Source organism: Hymenobacter gummosus, assembly GCF_003970915.1.
Taxonomy (GTDB): Bacteria; Bacteroidota; Bacteroidia; order Cytophagales; family Hymenobacteraceae; genus Solirubrum; species Solirubrum gummosum.
Genome location: NZ_RXOF01000006.1, coordinates 195,773 through 212,678, shown reverse-complemented (window position 1 = coordinate 212,678; position 16,906 = coordinate 195,773). Strand labels below are relative to the sequence as shown.

Below are 16,906 nucleotides of genomic sequence, written 5' to 3'. Positions count from 1 at the left end.
TTGTTGGCCGCGCATCAGCTTACTCTGCCAGCGTCCCGCTATCCTTCGGCAGCCGCACCCGGAAGGTGGTGCCCACGCCGGGCGTGCTTTCCACCAGCAGCTCGCCGCCGTGGGCCTGCACCAGCCGCTGCACCAAATAGAGGCCGGTGCCGGAGCCGGGCACGTGGTCGTGGAAGCGGCGGAACAGCTGGAACAGCTCGGTGCCGTGGCGCGACAAATCAATGCCCAGGCCGTTGTCCTGCACCGTCAGCACCGGGCGGCCGGCGGCGTCGCGCTCGGTCCACACCCGGATGCGGGGCGGGCGGCTGGGGTCGTGGTACTTCACGGCATTCGAGAGCAGGTTATAGAGCACGCTCTGCAGGTTGGGCCGCACGAATTCCACGGCCGGCACCTGGGAAAAATCCGTCTCGACCACGGCGCCCACCGTGCGCACCTGCTCGCCGATGCTGTGCAGCACTTCCTGCGTCAGGCGCTCCAGGCGCACCTGCTCGGGGGCGGCCAGCATGCTCTGCTTCTGCGTCTGCACCAGGGCCGCCAGCTCCTTGATGGTGGTGTAAATCTGCTCCAGGGAGTGCTCGAACATGGTGAGCAGAGCCGGCGCGTCGGGGTCGTCGTAGCGGGCCGAGCGCGTCAGCTCCTGGAAGATGCCGGCCATGTTGTCGATGGGCTGGCGCAAGTCGTGCGAGGCGGTGTACACGAAGTTGTCCAGGTCCTGGTTGATGCGCAACAGCTCGGCGTTGCGCGCCTCCAGCTCGTGCTGAAAGCGCTTGTAGTCGTCGATGTCGGTGCTGGAGCCAAACCAGCGCAGGATGCGGCCGTCGGCGTCGCGCAGGGGCAGGGCGCGGTGCAGGTGCCAGCGGTACTGCCCGTCGTGGCGGCGCACCCGGTCCTCGTTTTCGTACGGCTCGCCCGAGGCCATGTGCTGGCGGAAGCGCGCGAGCGTGCGTTCCTGGTCCTCGGGGTCCACCAGGTCCTGCCAGCCCCAGTGCAGCGACGCTTCCAGGCTGCGGCCGGTGTACTCCACCCAGCGCTGGTTGAAGTGGCTGATGGTGCCGTCGGGCTCCACAATCCAGATGAGGTTGGTGAGGCTGTCGGCCAGGAAGCGGAACTGCTCCTCGGAGCGGCGCAGCTCGTCCTGCAGGGCGCGCTGCTCGTGGATGTCGGTGCTGGAGCCGTACCACTTCACGATGCGGCCCTCGGCGTCGCGCATGGCGGTGGCCCGCACCAGAAACCAGCGGTAGAGCCCATCGGTGCCGCGCACGCGGTGCTCCACCTCGCAGTCCTGGCCGGTGCGCATGCTTTCGGCCCAGCGCTGGCGCGTGAGGTCCTGCTCGTCGGGGTGCACCAAGGCCAGCCAGCCGCCGCGGGCTACCTCGCCGGGCGTCTGACCGGTGTAGTCGAGGAAGCGTTGGTTGGCGTAGTCGATCTGGCCCGCGGGCGTGGCCGTCCAGGTAAACAGCGGCACGGTGTCGGCCAGGAAGCGGAACTGCTGCTCGCTGTGGCGCAGGCGCTCGGCCAGCTCCTGCTGCTCGTGCACGTCGGTAAGGGTGCCGTACCAGCGGCTCAGGCGCTGCTGCTCGTCGAACACCGGCAGCGAGCGGGCCAGGTGCCAGCGGTACTGCCCGTCGGCAGCGCGCAGGCGCAGCTGGCTGGTCCAGGGCTGCCGGTCGCGGCGCGCCCGCACGAAGGAGCCGGCCACGGTGGGGTAGTCGTCGGGGTGCACAAAGGTGCGCCAGTCCTGGCCACGGGGCGGCTTGGCCGGGGCACCCGTAAAGGCCGACCACTGCGGACTCACGTACACCAGGCGGCCGTTCGGCGCCTGGCTGAAGCTGATCAGCGGCAGAGCCTCCGTCATGGCCCGCACCTGCTCGTCGCGGCGGCGCACGGTGGCCGTGAGCCGCTCGTGGCGCTGCCGGGCCTGCACCTGGGCCGTCACGTCGACGGCGAAGAAGAGCACGCCCTGAATCTGGCCCTGCCCGCCCGGCAGGGGCTGCAGGGTCAAATCGTAGTAGCGCTGCACGCGCTGCTGGGTCTGGGCATTCACCCAGCTGATGGGGCGGGCCTGCTCCTGCAGGGGGCGGCCCTGGCGGTAGGCCTCGTCGAAGAGGGCCAGCAGACCCTGGCCGGCCAGCTCGGGCACGCTCTGGGCCAGGGGCCAGCCCACGCGCAGGCGTCCGCCGAGCAGCTCCAGAAAGTTGGGCGTGGCGAAGGACACGATGTGGTCGGTGCCGAACACGGTGGCCACGTAGGCCGGCACCTGTCCCAGAATCTGCTGCAGCTGCTGGTCCTTGGCCAGCAGGCGCTGCTGCACGCGCTTGGCGTCGTCCACGTCGGTGCAGGTGCCCAGCCACTGGCTGATGCGGCCGTGGGCGTCGTGCAGGGGCAGGGCTTGCACCAGAAACCAGCGGAAGCGGCCGTCGTGGCTGCGCAGGCGCAGCTCGGCCCGGTACGGCTCGCCGCTGCTCAGGGCCTGCTGCCAGCGGTGGCGGGCGGCGGGCTGGTCGGCCGGGTACAGCTGCGCGGTCCAGCTGGGGTCGGGGGCGGCCAGGCCGGCGTGGCCGGTGTAGTCGAGCCAGCGGGGGCTGAAATAGTCGTGCCGGCCCTGGGCGTCGGTGGTCCAGACCAGCTGCGGGATAAACTCGCTCAGAAAGCGGAAGGACTCGGGCGGCCGGGGCGGCTCGGGGGCGGGCGGCGCCGGGGCGGCCTGGGCCAGCACGTAGCCCCCGTGCCCATTGGTCCTCACGGCCTGCAAGGTGAGGGCGCGGGCGGCACCGTCGGCCGCGCGCACCCCGATGGTGGCCGGCGCCGCGGGCGGGGCCAGCAGCAGCGTAGCCCAGCTGGCCCCATCTTCGAGCAGGGGCAGCACCGCATCGGCCGGCCGGCCCAGCAGCTCGGCGGGCGCGCAGCCCAGCCAGGCGCCCACGGCCGCGTTGGCCGCCGCCACCGTCTGGTCGGGCGCCAGGGCTAAGCAGGGCGTCGACAGGGCGTCGAACAGCAGCCCGAAATCGGGGGCGGAAAGCGAGGGCATGGCAGCGCGGATGAGGGGAAATGGACGAGTTGCCTTTCTCAAAGATACGCGCCCGCGCCCGGCCACCGGCCCATTTGGCCGGCGGATTTGGAAAGAAGATTGAATTATTTCGCCCGGCTTGCAGAAAAGCGGCAACCCGGTTCGTCCGCCGGCCGTACGAGTAGGTTCGACTTCCCCCGCTTTGCATGGCCGAACGTTTACTTTACCGCGACGCTGTCATCAGTGTGGCTTACGACGAAGCCGAGCAGTGGCTATTGGCCGAATGGCAGGCCGAGCAGGACGCCTTTACGGTGCAGGCCGGGGCGCTGCGCATGCTGGAGCTGCTGCGGCAGCAGGGCTGCCGTAAAGTGCTCAACGACAACCGCCGGGTGCAGACCACCTGGGCCGATGCGGCCGAATGGGGTGGCAGGGTGTGGTTTCCGCTTATGATTGAGGCTGGCCTGGAATATTTTGCCTGGGTGTACTCGCCCAACGTGTACAGCCGCCTGAGCACCGACCTCACCCTGCAACACACCGCCAAGCCCGTCGTAAGAACTTTTGACAGCATCGAGGCGGCCCGCACCTGGCTGCGCCAGATCTAGCCCTCCGAAGCTGCAATTTGCCGCACCTGTTATTGTTGTCTTGCGGTATGCTACGGCTCCTCTATCATTCTCCCACGCTGAGTATTGAAGCGGATGAATACCACGGTTGGCTGTACGCCAACTGGCGGCACGTGCCCGGTTTGCCGGCCGTGCAGGGCGGCTGCGCCGCCATCCTCGACTGCCTGCAGCAAACCGGCTACTGCCGGATTCTGAACGACAACCGCCTGGTTTGCTCGCTCTGGGCCGAGGCCGCCGAGTGGGTGGGCCGCACCTTCATGCCCCAGCTCGACGCGGCCGGGGTGCGGCACTTGGCCTGGATCAACGCCCGCAGCATGTACGGCCGGCTGAGCAGCAGTCAGGCCGTGGCCTACACCGAGCGGCCCCACACCCGCCTGTTCGACGACTACGCCGAGGCCGTGGCCTGGCTGCGCGCCGCCGAGGGGCCGTAGAGTTGCAAATGCGCCGGTCCGGCCGCAGCTTTACCGGTGATGCTCCGCTTTTTCGCCCTGGCACTGCCGGCCGCTCTGCTGCTGGCCGGCGCGGCCGCCGCCCAAACCCTGCCCATCCTCGACCAAAACCCGCCCGACCTGCGCTGGCAGCGGGTGCGCACCCCCCACTTCCGGGTGCTCTACCCCGCGGGTTTCGACTCGGCGGCCCAGCACACGGCCCGGCGCCTGGAGCAGGCCCACGCCGCCGGCACCCGCTCCCTGGGCGTGACGGCCCGGCCCCTGACGGTGGTGCTGCAGACGCAGACGACGGTCAGCAACGGCTTCGTGACCTTTCTGCCCCGCCACGCCGAGTTTTTCACCACCCCGCCCCAGGAGGCCAGCTTGGGCACCGTCGACTGGCTCGACCAGCTGGTGGTGCACGAGTTCCGCCACGTAGGGCAGTTCGACAAGGCCCGGCAAGGCTTGGGACGGGTGCTGGTGCCGCTGCTGGGCGAAGGCGCGCTGGGCGTTATGTCGGTGGGGCTGCCGCCGTGGTTTTTCGAGGGCGACGCGGTGGGCACCGAAACGGCCCTCACCCGCAGCGGCCGGGGGCGCATTCCGGGCTTCGACGTGGGCCTGCGCGCCAACCTGCTGGCCGGGCGCCGCTACTCCTACCAAGAGGCCGTCAACGGCTCGTTCCGCCACCAAGTGCCCAACTGGTACACCCTGGGCTACTTCCTCACTTCGTACCTCAAGAACCACTACGGCCCCGACGCCTGGGACCGGGCCCTCGACCACTACTACCGCTTTCCGTTCTACCCGTTCTCGTTTTCCGACGGCATCCGGCGCACCACCGGGCTGCGGGTGGAGCAGCTCTACGCGCGGGCCATGCAGGAAGCCGACTCCACCTGGCGCGCCCAGCAGGCCGGGCTGGTGCTGACCGAGGCCACCGACCTGCGCGGGCAGGCCGGGACGAAAGTCTACACCAACTACGAATACCCGCAGTACCTCACCGACAGCACCGTGCTGGCCCTCAAGTCGGGGCTGGGCGACATTGCCCAGTGGGTGCACCTGGGCCGCGGCGGGCGGGAGCAGCGCGTGTTTGTGCCGGGGCTGATTCACCTGCCCGAGGCGCTGAGCGTGGCCGCCGGTAAAGCCGTGTGGCCCGAGTACCAGCCCGATGCGCGCTGGGGCCAGCGGCAGTACTCCGAGCTGCGGGTGCTCGACCTGGCCACCGGCCGCCTCACCCGCCTCACCCGCCGCACGCGCTACACCTCGGCCGCCCTCTCGCCCGACGGCCGCCGCCTCGTGGCCACCAGCACCGACGCGCAGTACCGCCACCACCTCGTGGTGCTCGATGCCGGCACCGGCGCCGTGCTGCAGGAGCTGCCCAACCCCCAGAACCACCTGTACCTGCAGCCCCGCTTCCTGCCCGACGGGCAGCGCATTGCCGCCGTGGTGCTGCGGCCCGAAGGCAAGACCATCGAGCTGCTTGACCCCGCCGCCGGCACCCGCCGCGACCTGCTGCCCGTGGCCAACGTGAACCTGTCGGCGCCCATGCCCTGGCAGGACTACGTGCTCTACAACTCCCCGCAGGCGGGCATCGACAACCTTTTCGCCGTGGACGTGCGCTCGGGCCAGGCCTACCAGGTGACCAGTCGCCCGCTCGGGGCCTACCACGCCGCCCCGGCCCCCGACGGCCGCCACCTGGCCTTCCACGAGTTTCGGGCCCAGGGCAGCCGCATCGTGGAAATGCCCCTGGAGCCGGCCCGCTGGACGCCCGTGACCCCGCCCGCCGCCGACCCCGAGCGGCTGTACTCCCGGCAGCTCACGGCTACCGACCCCGGCGCCCCGCAGCTGCGCCCCCAGCTGGCGCGGCCCGACTCGGCCGGGCGCTTTGCGGTGCAGCGCTACCGGCCGCTGGCCCACGCCTTCAACGTGTTCAGCTACGGGCTGGTGCAGAGCCCCGGCGGCACCGGGCTGAGTTTGGGCGTCCGCTCCCAGGACTACCTCAACACCACCCAGGCCATTGCCGGCGTGATCTACGACCAGACCGAGCGCACCGCCGCCCTGTTCGGCGGGCTCAGCTACCAGGGCCGCTACCCGGTATTCGACCTCGATGTCACCCACGGCGGGCGCCGCGCCAGCCTTTACGCCGACCGGGGCCTGCCGCTCGACTCCTTGCTGCAGGACCGGTGGCGCTACACCCGCCTGACCACCGGCCTGCGCCTGCCCCTCACGCTCACCCGCTCGAAGTACCTGCAGGCCCTGACCCTGGGCGCTTACTACCTGCACGAGCAAGTATACGACTACGATTTGCCCCTGCGCCGCCGCTCCGAGGTGGGCCCCAACAACCCGCTGCACGCCCTGCAGGGCAGCCTCAGCTACGTCCGGCAGCTCAAAATGAGTGCCCGCGACGTGGGCCCGCGCTGGGGACAGTCGTTGCTGGTGACGGGCCGCACTACGCCCTTCGGCCACGGCCTCAATGCCCGGCAGCTCGGACTGATTGGCTCGGCGTACTTCCCGGGTATCGGTAAGCACCACTCGCTGCGGCTGCGCGCCGGCTACCAGTGGCAGCAGCAGCGCGAGTACCTGTTCAGCGCGGCCGTGTTCTACCCCCGCGGCGCCGGCTACGTGGGCTTCGACCGCCTGGCCGTGGGCAGCGCCGAGTACCGCCTGCCCCTGGCCGATACGCACTGGGCCCTGGGCCGCTGGCTGTACGTGCAGCGCCTGAAGGGCTCCGCCTTCGGCGACGTGGCCCGGGGGCGCAACCTGGGCAGCCCCACCACGCGCGACTTCCGCACCGCGGGCGGCTCGGTGTCGGTGGTGTTCAACGTGCTGCGCCTGCGCACTCCGCTGCAAACCGGCGTGCGGGTGCTGCGCAACTTCACCACCGGCGAGTGGCAGGTCGACCCGCTGGTGCTGGATATTGGCATCTGAGCCGGGCATGGGCGGGCTATGGTATTTTCCCGCAATGGCTGGTTCGGAGTGCTTTCGGGGTAACTATACTGTGCCTATACGGGGCAGCCACGGCGACGCGAGGCTGAAAAATTGAATCTTACCGGGAAGCTGGCCTTGAACGACGCTACGCAAACCGCGGCAGCATGAAGGGTGGCTGGCCCTGTCGAGTCCCACCCACAACGCCGAACGGCCCCGCCGGCGCAGTGCCAGCGGGGCCGTTTGCAAATTCAAACCGGCGGTAGAGGCCAGCCGGACGGGCCTACTTCACCGGCTCCTTGAGCAGCTCCGGAAACTTCTCGGCGAAGCGCTGGAAGCGCGGCGTCGACACGTTGCGGATGTAGGGGTTGTCGGGGTTGTTCTGGAAGTAATCCTGGTGGTAGCGCTCGGCCGGGTAAAAGGCCTTGAAGGGCAGCACCTGCGTCACCACGGGGCTGGGAAACAGCTTGGCGGCCTGAATGCGCTTGATTTCCGCGTCAATCTGCTGCTTTTCCTGCGGCGTGCGGTAGAACACCACCGAGCGGTACGACTCGCCCACGTCGGGGCCCTGGCGGTTCAGGGTTGTCGGGTCGTGCTGGAAGAAGAACACCTTCACCAGCGTGGCGTAGCTGATGACCTTCGGGTCGTAATACACCTGCACCGACTCGGCGTGGCCGGTGTTTTCGTGGCTTACCTGCTCGTAAGTGGGGTTGGCCACGGTGCCGCCGGAGTAACCCGACACCACGGTGCGCACGCCCTTCAGGCTCTCGAATACGTGCTCGGAGCACCAGTAGCAGCCGCTGGCGAAGGTGGCCACGGCCTCGCCCGCCTGCTGCTTGGGCAGCTCGGCAAAGCGGCGGTCATCCTGGGGCGGAGTAGCGGCGGGAGCGGCAGCGCCCGGGCCGCCGGAGCGGGCCTCGCAGCCGACGGTGCTCAGCGCCGTCAGCAGCAGTATCAACAGTGGTTTCATGCTTGTCATCGTCGTGAGGAGCAACATACGGGCGCGCCAATTGATTCGGATGCCGGGCGGGAAACTGCCCTGGCGCGCCCTACTATATAGCGGCTCAACTACAACCAATTGGCCGTAAGCCGGGTAGGAGAGAGGACACGCTTTTCTCCAACCAATTCCGATTCACCATGAAATTCCGCCTGATAAGTGCCCTGGCGCTGCTGCTGGGCTGGCTCAGTGCCTGCTCGTCGGTAACCGTGCAGGAAAAAGCCGGGGTCGACTACACGCAGTACCGCACCTTCGCCTGGGCCGATACCGAAGTGAAAACCGACGGCACCCAGGGCCCGGCCCTGCGCAGCCAGCTGCAGGACGGCGTGCTGCGCCCCGCCATCGAAGCCGAGCTGGCCAAGCGCGGCATCACGCCCGCCACCACCGGCCGCCCCGACCTCTACCTGACCTACCACCTCTACGTGGAGGAAGCCGAGCGCACCGTGGCCAACCCGCCCAACCCGGCCGTGCCCGTGAGCTACCCCTACCTGGTGCGCTACCGCGGCGCACTCATCCCCGTCAACTACACCTACTGGTACCAGGCCCCCAGCGGCTACCGCACCGAAACCTACCAGGAGGGCATGCTGGTGCTCGACTTCATCGACGCGAAGAGCAACAACATGATCTGGCGCGGCTCCGTCTCCGACGCCGTCAGCAACCCCGCCCGCGCCGGGGAGCGTTTCGCCGAATCCGCCCGCGACATCCTCGACAAGTTCCCGGTGAAGCAGCAGAAGTGAGCGGGCGAATGAAGAGTGAGGAAGGAAGAAGCCCGTCATCCTGAGGCGCGGCCGAAGCACCCTCCTCGAGCCCCGCACCGCCGTGACCTACGAAGTGCCGCTGCTGAAGGCAGAACAATAAAAGTGCAGCCACCAACGCCCCATCGTCCGGGCGTGGCGGCTGCGCTTTTCAGTTGCTGCAGTCCAATGTTTGTGCAGTGGCATCAGCGGCGGCGCGGGGTGCGAGGAAGGTCCTCCGGCCGCGCCTCAGGACGACGTGCTTCTTCCTTCCTCACTCTTCACTCCTCCTCGATCCTCGACGTGTGCTTGGTATCGGGCATGCGCCAGTACACCAGCAGCGAAATGGCGGCGCACAGACTCACGTACCAGTAAAACAGCGGCTCCTGGTGCCAGGCTTTGAGCTGCAGGGCTATGGTTTCGGCCGTGCCGCCAAACAGGGCCACCGTGAGGGCGTAGGGCAGCCCTACGCCCAGGGCCCGCACCGGCGTGGGGAACAGTTCGGCCTTCACTACCGCGTTGATGGCCGTGTAGCCGCTGACGATGAGCATGGCCAGCGCCAGCAGCCCGAAGGCCACCCAGGAGCTGCGGGTCTGGCTCAGGGCAGTGAGCAGGGGCACCGTGCCCAGCGTGGCGCCCACCCCGAAAAACAGCAGCACCGGCCGCCGCCCTACCCGGTCGGAGAGGGCCCCCATCAGCGGCTGCAGCAGCAGAGCCACCGCCAGCACCGCCGTGGAAATGCGCGTGGACTGCTCCACCGTGAAGCCGGCCGTGTTGACCAGAAACTTCTGCGGGTAGATGGTGAAGGTGTAGAAAGCCAGGGTGCCACCCAGGGTCAGGCCCACCACCGTCAGCACCTCGCGAGGGTAGCGCAGCAGCCCGCGCAGCCTACTTTCCGTTGCCACGTCCGCGGCTGCGGCCTGGGTGACGAAGGAGGTGGTTTCGTGCATGTGCTGGCGCAGGTACAGGGCTACCAGCGCCGCCGCCGCCCCAATGACGAAAGGCACGCGCCAGCCCCAGGCCTGCAGCTCGGCCGGCGTGAGCAGCTGCTGCAGGCCCAGCTGCACCACCAGGGCCAGCAGCTGGCCCGCCACCAGCGTCACGTACTGAAAGCTGGAGTAGAAGCCCCGGTGCCGGGCGTCGGCCATTTCACTCAGGTAGGTGGCTGAGGTACCGTACTCGCCACCCACGCTCATGCCCTGCAGCAGCCGCGCCAGCAGCAGCAAGGCCGGTGCCCACAGCCCGATGCGCCGGTAGCCCGGCGTGAGGGCAATGAGCAAGGAGCCCCCGCACATCAGCCATACCGACAGCAGCAAGGCCGCTTTGCGGCCGTGGCGGTCGGCGTACTCGCCCATCAGCCAGCCGCCCAGGGGCCGCACCAGGAAGCCCAGCGCGAAGATGGCGGCCGTCTGCAGCAGCTGCACGGTGGAGTTCTGGCCGGGGAAGAACACCGGCGAGAAGTACAGGGCAAAGGCCGTGTACACGTACCAGTCGTACCACTCCACCAGGTTGCCGATGGAGCCGCTGACGATGGAACGGATACGGGCGGCCGTGCGGGGCGGAGGGGCTGACATTGGGAAAATTCAGGTGGCCAGGTGTAATTACAGCGTACAATAAAATAACGTTACTTCTATGTAACATTCTGCTGGCTCGTCCGTTGCCGGTAAACCACCGGCAACAAAGGCGCAAGCCCTGTTTCGGAGTTACTGCGCATACCCCGTTTCACCGTATTTGTTTCCCACTTATGAAAACACTGCTACTCCTGCTGCCGCTGCTGTGCGCCGACGCAGGCTTTTACCTCACCCCGGAGGTGGCTTCTGCCCCCCCCCCCAATGGCTGCCGCTAGCCGGCCGCTGCTAAGCCCACCTGCCCGGCTGCTGCCTGCCGCAGCCGACGCCTGTGCCCTGTTGGCTGGCGGTACCATCGCTGCAAGTCCGGAGGCCGCGGCGGTAGGTAACGCCGCCGCAGTGGGCGGCATCGGTACGACAGTGCAGGTCAGCGGCACGGCCCTTACCGGCAGCGCGGCGCAAACAGCTCTCACGCAGGTCGTGCAAACCCGGCAATACTGCGCCGCCCAGGCCGCCTCGTCGCTGAGCGGCACGTTGGGCGGGGCCACGCTGGCGCCGGGCAACTACACGGTCGCGGGCACAGCCACGCTGGGCAGCGGTGCCACCTTGCAGCTGACCGGCGACACGGCCGCCGTGACCGTCGTGCACGTCGCCGGCGACCTAGTCGTTAAGAGCAACGCGGCCGTGGCGCTGGCGCAGAACCGGCCTGGCAACGTGTATTGGGTTGTAGATGGCAACGTAGCGTTGGAAGACGGCACTTCGTTCCCAGGCGTGATATTGGCTGGCGGCGACATACAGGTGCAAGGCCGGCAATACGGCGTAACGGCCCTGATGACAGAAAGCAATATCACGCTGAATGGGCTAGATGCTCTGGATGGTCGGGCTGCATTCTATGCGCCGAACCAGTTGTTAGGACAACGAATCGGGCCGTGTTCAGCACCAGACCCTTGCGCTACCAATTTGGTAGTCAACGGCGGCTTCGAGGATGGAACCAATTGCCCGGCTGTTCTGGGTGCTTTTGGTTTTAACGGACTAGCCGGGGTGGTTTGCGGATGGGGCAACGCGGACTCCAACCTGGGCTCTCGTGCTGGTTCGCCGGACTGGTATCACCGCTGTGGCACTAGCGCGGATGTGCGTGTTCCGATCAATCGCATGAGCGGCGGCACGCAACGGGCCCCTCGTAGCGGTGACGGCTATGCTGGGGTGTATAGTGTGGAAAATAACGGCCGCGAATACATTCAGCAGCGGTTAGCTTCTCCATTGTTGCCCGGCCAAGTATACTATGCCGAGTTTTATGTAGCGCTGGCACCAGCTTCCATACGCACGGCTCGTAGCTTGGGCATGGCTATTACAACGACAGCGCCTGCTGTACCAGCCACCGGTAATCAAGTGCTCAGTAACATCGTACCGCAGATAACCAATGGCAATAATGCCTTGCCAAACAGCGTCAATCCTGCGTGGAGACGCATCAGCAGTACCTTCACAGCCAACGGTGGCGAACAGTATATTACCATCGGAAACTTCTTGCCGGACATCGTTAATGGCCAGAATACCCTAGAGTTTAATGGCCCTCGTATCGGTAGTGACCCTGCTGGGGGAGCTTATTATTATGTTGAAGATGTTTCTATTGTACCTGTACTCAACGAAAACTATACCCAAACTTTAGCTTGCGACCAGTCGCCCGTAACCATTGGCAAGCCGTGTTTGCAGCTACCATTCGGCTACACGTTCAGTTGGTCGCCCGCCGTGGCGCAACCTAATTCGCTGGTGAACTATGTGGCACCAACCAGTCCTACTACGTACACGCTTTCTGTTCAATCGGACGGAAACATAGTGCAATTGTATTCCTGGTCGGTTTCGCCGGCCCGGCACAGCTTTGCCACGCTGGGGGCGGCGGGCGTCGATACCTGGCTGAACGCCAACGGCGGCACCACGACCTTCAGCGGCAACCACAAGGTGCTCGGCAACCTGGTGCTAACCAACGGAACGTTTGAGCTGACGCCGGGCACGCGGTTCTGGATGGCCGCCGCCCCCGCCAGCAACGGGGAGCCGGCCGGCCGCATCATCGTGGCCGCCAACGCGACGCTGCGGCTGAACAACGCCACCATCGAGTCGTTCTGCACCAACGCCTGGCAGGGCATCACGCTGGATGTGACTTCGCCCAACGCCCGCTTGGTTGTGGAAAACAACAGTACCGTCGCCGATGCCAAGTATGGAGTACTGGCGGAGAACAACTACGCTTATCCCAACAATCCTTCCCCCTACGAAACTTACTATTCTATTACTAACTCCACCTTCCGCAACAACTTAAATCATATCTGGGACGAATCCATGCACAAAACCACGGCCACGTCCTGCGTGGTTGAGAACAACACCTTTACCTCGTCTGCCAACAACATGCTCGCCCCGTATTCTGGGCTGCGCACCTACGAGGCCCTGCATGTGAACTCGTTCAACGTGCCCGATGGGGCGGTTTCCATCCGCAACAACATCATCAACGAGGCAGTGTATGGCATCGTGACGGCGCTGGACGATTTCAGCCGGGTACACGTCACCAACAACCTGTTGCAAAACATCTACACCATTGGCATCTGGCAGCAAGAGGGCAACAATTCCAACGAGTTTTCCGGCAACACCGTCTATCTCAACCCGGATTATATGTTTGGCACGCCGCAGATTGGATATGCCTCTACTGCCGTTGGAATATACTGCGGGAGTCTTGCCTATGGTGCCAGCCCAACCAGCCAGAACTACGTGTATGGCGCCACCCCGGGGAGCGTCGCCTTGCCACGCCCCCAGGTAGGCGCCGTGGCTGGCCAAGACCAGCTACTGGAAAAGAACTACTTCCGGGACCTGAACGTAGCCATGAGTACGCTTAACGGCCAACCCAGACTGCTGGGCAACTTCGTTGTCAACTGCGAGGAGGCCGTGCGCATCAACCCCGCCACAAGCTCTCTGAGCAACCCGCAAGTGCGCTGCAACCGCTTCACCCGCCTGAGTAACGGCCCGGCCTACGCCTACGGCATCGTAGTTCCCAGCACTATGCAGCAGAATCTGCAGTTCGGCTCCAACAGCCAGCCGGGCGGCAACCGTCTTGTCAACATCCAGGAACCGCTGCGCAACGATGGCAACGGGACGGTGACGTATTGGCGGTACAATTCGGGGCAGGAGAACGTGTCAGCCTCAGGAAGCGGGTACACCGTTGTCAATCCATCTTCTTTATCTCCAGCCAACGCCTGCTCTCCTTACACCGCTGGGGTCAACGCGGCCCGGGCAACCGGGGGCTCTTTGGCCTACGTGCAGGCCCTGATGGACTCGGTAGCCCGGCAGAACGCGCCGGCGTACCGGTTAAAAGACTACCAGGGTGAAATTGTGCGCTACTTTGCCAGCCGCAACGACCTGACGCCGGTGGAGCTATATTTGACCCGTCTGGAAGCGGCCAACCCCGACGCGCACCGCTCCATCAGCTTGGGCCTGCTGCGCGTCCGGCGCCAGCAGCGCAACGTAACTCGTGCCCAATGGGTGCGCGGCGAGCTGCTGCGTACGGCGGGCCAGGATATTGAAGTTCGCAACCAAATTAAGCTCTCGGACGCGCTGACCAGCCTGGCCCAACGCCCCGTGCGCCCGGGGCAGCGCCTGCTGTCAGCCGACAGCGTGGCCCTGCGCCAAGTCGCTCTTTCCGGCACCGATGTAGCGGAAGAAGCGGCCACCCGGCTGCGCTACTACTATCCCCAAGCCTTACCAGCCACGACAAGGGTACCTCTGCGACCTGCTACCGCAACGGCCAAGCCGCTCGAAGCCCCCGTCGCCACGCGCCTGAACGGAGCCAGCCCCAACCCGGCCACGGCGGAGCTAACGGTCCACTACGCGCTGGGCGCGCAGGTGCGCCACGCCGAGGTGCAGCTCTACAGCCTACTGACCGGCAAGCGTGTGCTCACCCAGACGCTGTCTGTGAAAACCGGGGCAGGCCGGCAAGTGCTGGACCTGCGCGGCCTGCCTCCGGGGCAGTATAGCTACCGCCTCGTCACGGACGGGCGCAGCGGTCCGGCCAAGCACCTTGTTATTACCCGCTAACTAGTCTGTGGCCCCGTCCGGCGCGCTTGTGCCCGGATGGGGCCACTGTTTGGCACCATGCGCACAATTGTACTTCTGCTTTTACTGGCTTGTGTCACTAGGCTAGGCACCGCCCAGCACTTGGTGCGTGACCGGATTTACCCCAGCCTGAGCACGTTTGGCTTTCCGCTGGCGACTGGGTTGGCCAATGGCCAGGCGTTGACTTACACGGTCAGGCGGCTGCCGCAAATGCCCGGTTTTCAGCAGCGTTTCATCCGCCTCACCCCGCAGTTGGACACGTTGACCACCCCGATGCAGTTTTACAGAATGAATGCGGGCATGGGCCGGCCGACGGCCTTTGGCGGCTACCTAGTGTCCTATGGCACCCCGGGCGTGACGCCCCCCGACATGCAGAAAATAACGCTGGCGCGCTACCGCAACGATTTCAGTTTGGCATGGGCACCGCGGCGCTACAACTTCTTCAACGGCCAGCAGGAACTAAATGTCGGCTTGCTGACCACGGCCGAGGCCTGTTTCCTGGGGTTCTATTCTGACACCAGGCCGCGCACCAACTTTTCAGTCGCCAAAACCGACACCGCGGGCAACCTGCTGTGGGTCAAAGCATACGGCTGGCAGGGGGATTTTGTCGCGGACATGAAGTTCACGCGGCAAGGCCATATTCTGCTGGTGGGGTACACCCAGCACGCTCAGCAATACGACCTGAAGTTTTTGCTCATCAATCAGCAGGGCGACTCGCTCAACTCCCTGCGCTTTGCCCCACTCGGCCCGGGACGCACCGTGACCACCCCGGAGGTGGGCAGAAACCTGTTTCCGTTGACCGATGGAGGCTTTCTGGTGCTTACCAGCGTTGATTCCGTGAACCGGCCCAACATTCCGCTGGCCGTGAAGGTGGACGCGCAGCTGCGCCCGGTCTGGACGCGGGTGGAGCGCTACGTGCCGCCGCGCTCGTTCGGTGCCATTGGCCAGTACGGCGACGCCCTGGAGCTGGCCGACGGGTCCGTGCTGGTGCTGTTTTCGTACAACAACACGCCCGCGGCCGAGCAGCGCCCCTTCTACCTGCTGCGCCTGGACGGGGCCACCGGCCAGCTGCTGCAGCGCCACGAGTTGCGCAGTGCCATTTGCAACCGCGTGGAACCCTTCCAGTTGGTAGCCGACGGGGACAGCGCCGCCTACGTGCTGGGCGCGTGCACGGCCGGCCCGGGCGGGGCGTTCGTCGCGGCCCCGTACGCGGCGCGCGTGAGTTTGCGCGGGCTGCCGGCCGTGGTCACGGCGGCCGTCCCGCCCCGGCCAGCGGCTGAGGAGGCCGCCGGGTTGGGCCGGCCCTACCCCAACCCGGCCGCCGGCGCCGTGCGCGTGCCCTACCGCCGGGCGGCGGGCACCGGCCCGGCCGCGGTGCAGCTGCTCGACGCGCTGGGGCGGCGCGTGCGCCGGGTGCCGGTGCCGGCGGCCCCGGGCGGGACGCTGGCGCTGCCGCTGGCGGGGCTGGCCGCCGGCCTCTACTGGCTGCGCTTCGAGCAGGCCGGCGCGCCCGTCGGGCCCGGCCGCCGGCTGGTCGTAAAGCCCTAGCTTGGTCATCCACGCCCATGTCTCACCGCCTCCATCCTTCCGCACTACCGGGCCTCCGCTTCCTGCGCCCCCACCCGGCCCCCGCCAAGCCCGTCGACGCGTCTGCCGCCACGCGTTTGGACGGGGCCAGCCCCAACCCGGCCAACGCGGAACTCACCGTGCATTATGTGCTGGGCGCCGACGTGCAGCGGGCCGAAGTACAACTCTACAGCCTGCTGACCGGCAAGCGCGTGTTCTCGCAGGCGCTACCTGTGAAGGCCGGGACCGGCCGGATGGCACTGGACCTGCAAGGCTTGGTGCCAGGCCAGTACAGCTACCGCCTCGTCACGAATGGACAAAGCGGCCCGGCCAAACACCTCGTCATCGCCCGTTAGTTTTGCGCAGCCCCGCCCAACCCCCAGCGGTTGGGCGGGGCTATTTCCTGGCCCCCATGCGTCATTCCATCCTTTTTGCGTTGCTCCTGCTGATGAGTTGGCCGGGCGCCGCTCAGCGGTTGGTGCGCGACCGTGTTTATCCCAACAGCATCTACGCTTTCGGGCGCAGCGTGCTGACGCCGCAGAACCAGGTGCTGACGGCGCTGTTCAAGCGCCACCCGCAGATGCCGGGCTACTTCGGCCGGGCGGTGTTCCTCAACCGGCAACTGGACACGACCACGACCTCCCAGCGGGTGTACAACTTGGCGGCCGGTATCCCTCGCTTGGCATTATCAGGGGGATACGCATACACTTACGGGGAACCGAGCTAGGACACCCAGGATGCTACACTACGCCGCTACCACCCTGATTTAACACTGCGCTGGCAGCGGCGATACGACTTACATCCGGGCTATCAAGAGGGACCTACTGGTCTAGTGTCCACTGCAGATGCATATTTTTTAAGTATTTACAGCTTTGCCCCAGGTAGTCGTACACGCAACGTGGTGCTGAGAGTAGATACGGCTGGTATGGTAATCTGGCAGAAAAATTTTGGTTGGACTATCGCAGATTTTAGCCT

11 protein-coding genes are annotated in these 16,906 nt (G+C 66.3%); 8 read left to right on the top strand and 3 right to left on the bottom strand.

The window, feature by feature from the left end:
• Positions 1–19: 19 nt before the first annotated feature.
• A complete protein-coding gene (locus EJV47_RS12640; RefSeq protein ID WP_126693517.1) occupies positions 20–3,028 on the bottom strand; it encodes a PAS domain-containing protein in 3,009 nt (1,002 codons plus the stop codon).
• Positions 3,029–3,213: 185 nt separating this feature from the next.
• On the opposite strand from EJV47_RS12640, the gene EJV47_RS12635 reads away from it, so the two are divergent.
• From EJV47_RS12635 to EJV47_RS12625, 3 genes are read left to right on the top strand one after another with little or no spacing between them, the layout of a single operon-like run.
• On the top strand, positions 3,214–3,609 hold the full coding sequence (locus tag EJV47_RS12635) for a hypothetical protein (protein WP_126693516.1): 396 nt from the start codon (positions 3,214–3,216) through the stop codon (positions 3,607–3,609).
• A 47-nt stretch (positions 3,610–3,656) separates the two neighbouring features.
• A complete protein-coding gene (locus tag EJV47_RS12630) occupies positions 3,657–4,058 on the top strand; it encodes a hypothetical protein (RefSeq protein ID WP_126693515.1) in 402 nt (133 codons plus the stop codon).
• A 39-nt stretch (positions 4,059–4,097) separates the two neighbouring features.
• The gene (locus EJV47_RS12625) at positions 4,098–6,977 is read left to right on the top strand and encodes a TolB-like translocation protein (protein WP_126693514.1); all 2,880 of its coding nucleotides are present in this window, start codon (positions 4,098–4,100) and stop codon (positions 6,975–6,977) included.
• Between the two features lie 280 nt (positions 6,978–7,257).
• On the opposite strand, the gene msrA is transcribed toward EJV47_RS12625, so the two are convergent.
• Positions 7,258–7,944: a peptide-methionine (S)-S-oxide reductase MsrA gene (msrA, locus tag EJV47_RS12620; RefSeq protein WP_126693513.1), complete on the bottom strand. Its 687-nt coding sequence runs from the start codon at positions 7,942–7,944 to the stop codon at positions 7,258–7,260.
• Positions 7,945–8,111: 167 nt separating this feature from the next.
• Between msrA and EJV47_RS12615 the strand changes: the two genes are divergently transcribed.
• Positions 8,112–8,708 (top strand): DUF4136 domain-containing protein, encoded by a 597-nt coding sequence (locus EJV47_RS12615; protein WP_126693512.1) that lies wholly within the window; start codon positions 8,112–8,114, stop codon positions 8,706–8,708.
• Between the two features lie 278 nt (positions 8,709–8,986).
• Here EJV47_RS12615 and EJV47_RS12610 read toward each other — a convergent pair whose 3' ends face one another.
• The gene (locus EJV47_RS12610; protein ID WP_126693511.1) at positions 8,987–10,279 is read right to left on the bottom strand and encodes an MFS transporter; all 1,293 of its coding nucleotides are present in this window, start codon (positions 10,277–10,279) and stop codon (positions 8,987–8,989) included.
• A 258-nt stretch (positions 10,280–10,537) separates the two neighbouring features.
• Between EJV47_RS12610 and EJV47_RS12605 the strand changes: the two genes are divergently transcribed.
• From EJV47_RS12605 to EJV47_RS12590, 4 genes are all read left to right on the top strand, one after another.
• Entirely contained in the window at positions 10,538–14,347 is a 3,810-nt protein-coding gene (locus tag EJV47_RS12605; protein ID WP_126693510.1) for an ice-binding family protein, read from the top strand.
• A gap of 228 nt (positions 14,348–14,575) precedes the next feature.
• Positions 14,576–15,913, top strand: a complete 1,338-nt coding sequence (locus tag EJV47_RS12600) for a hypothetical protein (RefSeq protein WP_165903734.1) — start codon at positions 14,576–14,578, stop codon at positions 15,911–15,913.
• 17 nt (positions 15,914–15,930) lie between these two features.
• Positions 15,931–16,287 (top strand): T9SS type A sorting domain-containing protein, encoded by a 357-nt coding sequence (locus EJV47_RS12595; RefSeq protein WP_126693508.1) that lies wholly within the window; start codon positions 15,931–15,933, stop codon positions 16,285–16,287.
• Positions 16,288–16,343: 56 nt separating this feature from the next.
• Positions 16,344–16,658 carry a hypothetical protein gene (locus EJV47_RS12590; protein WP_126693507.1) on the top strand — a complete coding sequence of 105 codons (315 nt, stop codon included), beginning with the start codon at positions 16,344–16,346 and terminating at the stop codon, positions 16,656–16,658.
• The last annotated feature ends 248 nt before the right edge of the window (positions 16,659–16,906 follow it).